This is a genomic window from Bradyrhizobium sp., assembly GCF_004799445.1.
GTDB lineage: Bacteria > Pseudomonadota > Alphaproteobacteria > Rhizobiales > Xanthobacteraceae > Bradyrhizobium.
Genome location: NZ_SSNA01000134.1, coordinates 1 through 6,683, shown reverse-complemented (window position 1 = coordinate 6,683; position 6,683 = coordinate 1). Strand labels below are relative to the sequence as shown.

The window sequence follows — 6,683 nt, the reverse complement described above, 5'->3', positions numbered from 1 at the left end:
GATGTCCGACCGGCTTCAGGCGGGCATGCATGACTTCGCCAAGGTAAAGCGCCGCCGCGTCAATCCTGATGTCACGCGCGGTGGGTTGGGCGGTTTGGTCGGGCATGGCTACTCCGCGGCTTCCGCCAGTTGGAGCGATGGTTCGCGCCACGGCACAGTCGCGCCCAGCGCTTCTGCGACGGTCAGTCCGGACCGCAATCCGTCCTCATGGAATCCGTAGCCGGTCCAGGCACCGCAGAACCAAGTGTGGCGCCGCCCCTGAATCTCGTCCAGCCGCTTTTGGGCGGCGAAGGCGGCGGCATTAAATTGCGGATGCTCACACACATACTTGCCGAATGTGAGGGCCGGATCTGGCTCGAAGGGAGGGTTGAGGCTGACGAACAGTGGCTTGCTGTTGTCGATTCCCTGCAACTCGTTCATCCAGTAGGTCACGGCGACGTCATTTTCGGCGGTTGCCTCGCGCCGCCAGCGCAGAAAGTTCCACGACGCCCAGACCCGCCTGCGTTTCGGCATCAATCTGGCGTCGCGATGCAGGTAGACGGTGTTGCGAGCATAACCGATGGCGCCAAGAACCGCGCGCTCGGAATCGTCGGCGTCGGACAACATCGCCAGCGCCTGATCGCTGTGCGAGGCAATCACGACGTGATCGTAGCTGTCGCTTCTCCCGTGACTGTCGTTGACGACGACACCATGTGCTGTTCGTTCGACCGAGGTCACGGCGCAGCCCAGCCGAATCCGATCCCGAAATGCCGAGGTCAGTTTTTCCACGTAGCTTCGGCTGCCGCCTTTCACGGTTCGCCAGACCGGACGATCGTATTGGAGCAAACGGTGATTATTGAAGAACGCCACGAAGTTTTCGGCGGGAAAGTCGAGCATCTCATTGGCCGGCGCGGACCAGATCGCGGCGCCCATGGGGGCGAGGTAATCGGTCAACAGGCGTGGCGCGAATTTGCGGTGGCTGAAATATTCGCCGAGGCTGAGCCGAGCCAATCGGCCCGCGGCATAGTCTTCGACGCTTCGGGCGTTGAAGGTCAGAATGTCCCGCAGCATCCCCAGATACGACGGTGAAAGCAGGTTTCGGGGCTGCGCAAACAAGCCTCTGGCGGTTTGACGCCAATTGCTGCCACCGCCCTTCCACTCGAAGCGGCCGTCAGCCGCCGTGACCGCGAAGCTCATGCAGCTTTCCACGGTCTCCACGCCGAGATGGGCGAACAGCGCCGTCAGGTCCGGGTAGTTGAGTTCGTTGTAGACGATAAAGCCGATATCGACGGCAAGCGGCGTTCCCTCATAGTCGATGGTGACGGTATGGCTGTGACCACCGGGCCTGATCTCGCGATCATAGACCGTTACCGGATAACGTTTGCACAGGGTCCAGGCGGCGGCATTGCCGGCAATTCCCGTTCCGATAACCGCCACGCGCATTCGGTCCCCCGTCCGTTCCTGCACCAGATACGGCGCTTTGCCAGCGAAGTTTCAGCGGGGTCAGGGGGTTTAGGCCGGTACCGGCCCTAAGTGGTTGAAGGGTGGAGCCGTGCGGCGTATAGCGGTCGCATGTCAGGACAAACTGAGGCTGAAAACGGTACGGCCGCGACCGAGGCGCTGCCGGACTGCCCGCGCTGCCACAAGCCGATGCCTCTGTGCGTCTGCGACGGAATTGTGCCGATCCAAAACCGCGTTTCGCTGTTGATCCTTCAGCATCCACAGGAGCAGGACCGGGAGCTTGGCACGGCGCGGCTGACCGCGCTGCACTTTGCAAACGCGGTCGTGAAAATCGGATTGTCGTGGCCAAGCCTGTCCAAGGCGCTGGGGCGGCCGGTCGCCGATCCCTCACGCTGGGCGGTGCTCTATCTTGGGTCGGCCAAAGTCGCCGATCTGGAGACCGACCGCGAAATTGTCGCCATCAACCGGAAGGGCGAGATTGAGGACAATCAACGTGCCATCCTGAAAGACATTGACGGCATCGTGCTGCTCGACGGCACCTGGAGCCAGGCCAAGGCACTATGGTGGCGCAATGCCTGGATGCTGAAATGCCAGCGGGTGATCCTGGGTCCGGCTAATCCGTCACGTTACGGGAAGTTGCGCCGCGAGCCGCGTCGGGACGGCCTGTCGACCATCGAAGCGGCGGCGATGCTGCTTTCCAGCCTCGAAAAACGACCCGATATCGCCGCGACGCTGCACAACAGTTTCGAGCGGATGCTGGCGAAATACCGGGAGGCCCAGAACTCTCTGCCTGCGCCGAAACCGCTGCCGAAGCGGGACTATCGCCGCCGCAAGCGCGGCTGACGAGAACGTTTTCAAGCCAATTGGATGGCGGGTTTGGCTCCTGGTTGCCTATGCCAGGCAGGGCGTATATGAGTTCGCCCGATGAGGCCACGTGGCGGAGTGGTTACGCAACGGTCTGCAAAACCGTGTACACCAGTTCAATTCTGGTCGTGGCCTCCATCAATATAATCAGGATGTTATGCAGGTTTTGCTGGGAAAATGCTTCAGGTGTGCCGCGGCGCGTTTTGAACGCGGAGGCTGCCCCCGGAAAGGGTTTTCAGAGGCCTAGCCGGTTAGCGGCGCGGGATCGTTCCCGGCTCCTTCGCCGGAGACGGTTCCTCCAAAAGTTGACCGTCGCAATCACAGGGCTGCGGCGGTCATTTCTTCGCTCATGCGCCGGTGGCCAAAGCTCCCAGCCACGGATCGTCGGGACGCATCCCGCGATCAGCAGGCGGCGTACCAACTTTCGGGAAACGGAAGCAGCGGCCAGGCCATCCCATTGTCGTTGGCGGGTTTCGGCGGCTGATCGAACATCGGCAGACAGCTCAAGAAGTCCTCCTGGGGCGCGGGCGCAATCGCCACTCTGACGGCATCCAGCAATCGATCGAATTCAACTTCGCTCATCGCGCTCTCCTAGATTCGAGCGCGTAGCGTCGCAAAACTCCTTTGTTCCCGGGTTGAACGGATGGCTAAAATCGTATCGATCGGGAAATCGTGCCGGGTGTGGTTAAGGGGGCGTTAATTCGTGCGCCTGTGTAGATGGTCTTGGCCGCGATCCCGTGTGAGAAAAATCACATTTGGGGAAATATCGCGCCGCCGGAGCGGAAGAGGGCTTGCACACCCGACGTCTCCCGACTGTGCGGCGGCGAGAATCCCCACGCCAAGGCGATCATCTCCTGCCTGCGGCGGCAGACCTCAGCGGTTGCGCGTGGTCGCCAACCATTGATAGATGTCGAAGCTGTTTGGGGAAGATGATGGCCTTTGTCTTCAATCGCTGGCTTGCGCTGGCGCTGTACATTTCGACCAGTTCCATATTGGTCCTGGCTCACGGCTTTGCCGGTACCGGATCTCCGTTCACAGCCGCTTTCATCGCCGGTTCAACCTTGGTCCTTTTCTTGTTGAGCCGGTGGGCCGACTTTAGGCCCGATCCCTGCGATCTTCTGTTTGGAATCCTGGTCTGCAGCATCGCCATCTCTTTTGCTGTCAACGGGATGGACGCGGATCGAAAAGAGATGGCGCTCCTGCTGCTTTCGTTGGCGGGTTATCCGGCAGCCCGGTTGTTCAGCGGAACCAAAGCGGTCGCGCCAAGCTTCGTGCTTTTCACGGCAGTGATCGTTGTGGTCGGCGTTGCAGAAACGATTGCCCCCCTTATCGACCAGTGGAGCGAGAGCTATGGCAAGCCGCATCCGCTGGTGTTCGGCGAATTTGGAGCCGCAACAGCTAACTTCACCAACTCTCTTGCTTTTCTGATGATCGCGCTTGTCTGCATGCGGTTGACCACATCACGAGCTGCTCTTGCGTCTGCGGCAGTGATCGTACCAACCGCCGTGTTTGCAGCTTCCTTCGTGAGGTCAGCATTTCTAGCCATCGGCGTAGCTCTTTTGATCGCTGCGCTAACGAGCAAGGGACGTGAAAGGACACACGCGGGCATCATGATATGCGTCCTTGTTGGCGGTTTTGTTCTCGGCAATCTTGCCCGGTTGGAGATCGCTCCAACATTTTCAAAATACGCGAACTTCCCGGCGACTCCATCGTCGTTGATTCAAGCTGAGCCAGCGCCGCTGCCGCAGACTGAGCCCGCGCCGCTACCGCAGGCCAGTGCCGAACAAAAGGCGACCAATTCGCCGCAACCTGCCGAAATCGCATCTGCGCACGCATCGTGTCCTGTTGGACCCCTTAGCAGCTCCATCGCGATCCGGAAGCAGCTATACCTGGACGCCTTTGCCATCGTTCCCAAGGCCGGTCTGTTTGGCATCGGTATGGATCGATTTATGGACGTGTCGTGCATCAAGAACACCGAGATCCACAATACGATTCTGCAGACAACCGTCGAACTCGGTTGGATTGCCGGAGCTGCTTTGGCTGCGTTGATGATTTTCGCGGTTTTTTCGCTCTGGCCACTGGCCGCCCGTAACTCAGAAGCGCGGTTCGCACTGTGCGGGCTCATTTTCATTGCGCTGCTTTCGATGGGGCATGGTCGGATCAGCCACGATGCCCTTCTTTTCATGTTCCTGGGCTATGCGGCAGGGCTGAGAGGGACGGGGCGGACGTACGAATCTAAAGCGTTGCGCCCTGCGGCGGGACTGACAGGCCGTTCGTAGTTTCTCTTGGGCTTTCGTGAAAATGAACAACATAGCTCCAGCTAAAAGCTTTTTGGCAGGAACCGATCGGTTCTTCCGGGTGGCCACGCGATCGCGATTCTGGCAGTTTTGCCGCGAGCTTTATCCTGCCATGATGGCGGCCGCACTTCCCTGGTCAACAACCGCCGTCACCGTCTTCCTCATACTCTGGCTCGTTACTCTGGTCCCGACGATCGACCCGCCAAGCTTTTTGCGGACGTTGAGGCGACCAGCTGCTCTCTTGCCTGTTATTTTCGTCACGCTGACCGTCATCGGGATGCTTTGGGCTGAGGGGTCATGGTCGGCTGCATTTCACGGACTGGCGCCGGCGGCAAAACTACTGATCTTGCCGCTTCTGCTCTATCAATATCAATACTCGGCCAGAAGCTATCAGGTGTTTATAGCGTTTCTTGTTTCGTGCACGCTGTTGCTATTCTACTCGTGGCTGATCGTAATCGTGCCGGAGTGGCGGCTTACGATGGCGCACGGATTTGACACCACGGGCGTGCCCGTGAGGAACACCATCGACCAGAATCAAGAATTCGCGCTGTGCGCGTTTGCATTGGCGTCGCTGGCGGTGAGCACCTTTCGGCGTCGACAGCAAGTCGCCGCGGTCGTCATTGCACTTTTAGCGGCAACGTTCCTCTGCAATATCATATTTGTCGCGCTGGCCCGGACATCACTCGTCTACATCGTCCCCCTCACTATCATCTTTGTTTTTTGGCATTTCGATCGGAGGATGGCTCTGGTGACGATGGCCGGACTGACAGCTGGCATCGTAATGATGTGGATCAGCTCACCCTATTTGCGTGGACGCGTTGAGAACATTGCGGTCGAATACAGGGAATACCGGGAGACCAATCGCCCGACCTCGACCGGGCAGCGCCTGACATACTGGAAGGAATCGGTGGGATGGATCAGCGAAGCGCCAGTGATTGGTCACGGGACCGGTTCGGCGAAACAGCTTTTTGAAGCCGCGGCGATCGGCAAAGAGGGCGCATGGGCCGACAGGATCAGCAACCCTCACAATCAGACCCTCTATGTCGCTATCCAATGGGGCTTGCTCGGCTGCATCCTCCTCTATGCGATTTGGTATTTTCATTGTCGGCTTTTCCTCGCCCCCGGCCTCGTGGCCTGGATCGGTTTTACCGTTGTGGCTCAGAACATTCTCAGTTCGTTGCTGAACTCCCACCTGTTCGATTTTAGCGAAGGTTGGATGTACGTTTTGGGGGTTGGGGCATCGGGCGGCTTTATGTTCCGCTCCGAGAACGAGAGCGATCATCGTGCGGCATGAACAGCGCCGCGGCGACCGCGTCGCGCCCTTGCCATCCGGCAGGTTGGCACCGAACGACAGCTTTTTTGCGTGCCGCCAAAGGGCAGGCCATCTTCCAGAGCCGGGGTATGCGCGCCACCGCCGACAGTTTCGAAAGAAATGCACACCGAAGTGCCTGATCTATCGGGCTAATTCAGATGTTCCGAGTCGACGATGTCTGGGAAAGTTCGCTGAAAAGCGCCAAGTGGCTCCCCGGGCTGGATTCGAACCAGCGACCATTCGATTAACAGTCGAATCTTTCCGTCCATCCTAACCCATTGACGCAGATTCAGTTTTCCGTGTCTGTACGAAAATCCCCAGATTTTTCAGGGAATTTCGCTTCGGTCACATGATTTTCGTTGTATCCCGTTTCATGCCGGATATGATTCAACGTGCAGACATATTGCAGACACGGGGCATCAGATGGCCGAACAGATCAGCGAAAAAATTGTGGGGAACCTGCCGACGCCCGCCGTCGGCAACAAGCTGCACTATTTCAGCGGCGCCACCCTGCAGGGCAAAAAGGCCCCGAGCGGCTTTGCGGTGCGCGTCACCGCGGCCGGGACCAAATCCTTTGTCTGGTTCCACCGCGTCGACGGGAAGGGCTACCTCGAGACGCTGGGACGCTGGGACGCCAACCAGGGCGGCGGGACGCTCACCGTGCGCGACGCGATCGTGCAGGCGGACAAGCTCGCCAAGGACCTTCGGAACGGCCGCCGGGAGGATCCCCGGCCCGAGCGCACCCGGCGCCTGCAGGACGGCGACAAGGC

6 protein-coding genes and 1 tRNA gene are annotated in these 6,683 nt (G+C 59.3%); 5 read left to right on the top strand and 2 right to left on the bottom strand.

What is annotated here, in order from left to right; genetic code table 11:
• Positions 1-108: 108 nt before the first annotated feature.
• Positions 109-1,422, bottom strand: a complete 1,314-nt coding sequence (locus E8A46_RS18475; RefSeq protein WP_291563981.1) for an FAD-dependent oxidoreductase — start codon at positions 1,420-1,422, stop codon at positions 109-111.
• A gap of 129 nt (positions 1,423-1,551) precedes the next feature.
• On the opposite strand from E8A46_RS18475, the gene E8A46_RS18470 reads away from it, so the two are divergent.
• Both E8A46_RS18470 and E8A46_RS18465 read left to right on the top strand, forming a co-directional pair.
• A complete protein-coding gene (locus E8A46_RS18470) occupies positions 1,552-2,283 on the top strand; it encodes a tRNA-uridine aminocarboxypropyltransferase (protein WP_291563979.1) in 732 nt (243 codons plus the stop codon).
• Between the two features lie 85 nt (positions 2,284-2,368).
• A tRNA-Cys gene (locus tag E8A46_RS18465) sits at positions 2,369-2,442 on the top strand.
• A 264-nt stretch (positions 2,443-2,706) separates the two neighbouring features.
• On the opposite strand, the gene E8A46_RS18460 is transcribed toward E8A46_RS18465, so the two are convergent.
• A complete protein-coding gene (locus E8A46_RS18460) occupies positions 2,707-2,886 on the bottom strand; it encodes a hypothetical protein (protein WP_291563977.1) in 180 nt (59 codons plus the stop codon).
• A 350-nt stretch (positions 2,887-3,236) separates the two neighbouring features.
• Here E8A46_RS18460 and E8A46_RS18455 point away from each other — a divergent pair, with 350 nt between their 5' ends.
• The 3 genes from E8A46_RS18455 to E8A46_RS18445 form a co-directional block, all read left to right on the top strand.
• Complete coding sequence (locus E8A46_RS18455) at positions 3,237-4,583, top strand: O-antigen ligase family protein (protein ID WP_291563975.1); 1,347 nt, start codon at positions 3,237-3,239, stop codon at positions 4,581-4,583.
• 22 nt (positions 4,584-4,605) lie between these two features.
• Complete coding sequence (locus E8A46_RS18450) at positions 4,606-5,895, top strand: O-antigen ligase family protein (RefSeq protein ID WP_291563973.1); 1,290 nt, start codon at positions 4,606-4,608, stop codon at positions 5,893-5,895.
• A gap of 441 nt (positions 5,896-6,336) precedes the next feature.
• A partial coding sequence (locus E8A46_RS18445; protein ID WP_291563971.1) for an Arm DNA-binding domain-containing protein occupies positions 6,337-6,683 on the top strand: 347 nt, incomplete at its 3' end.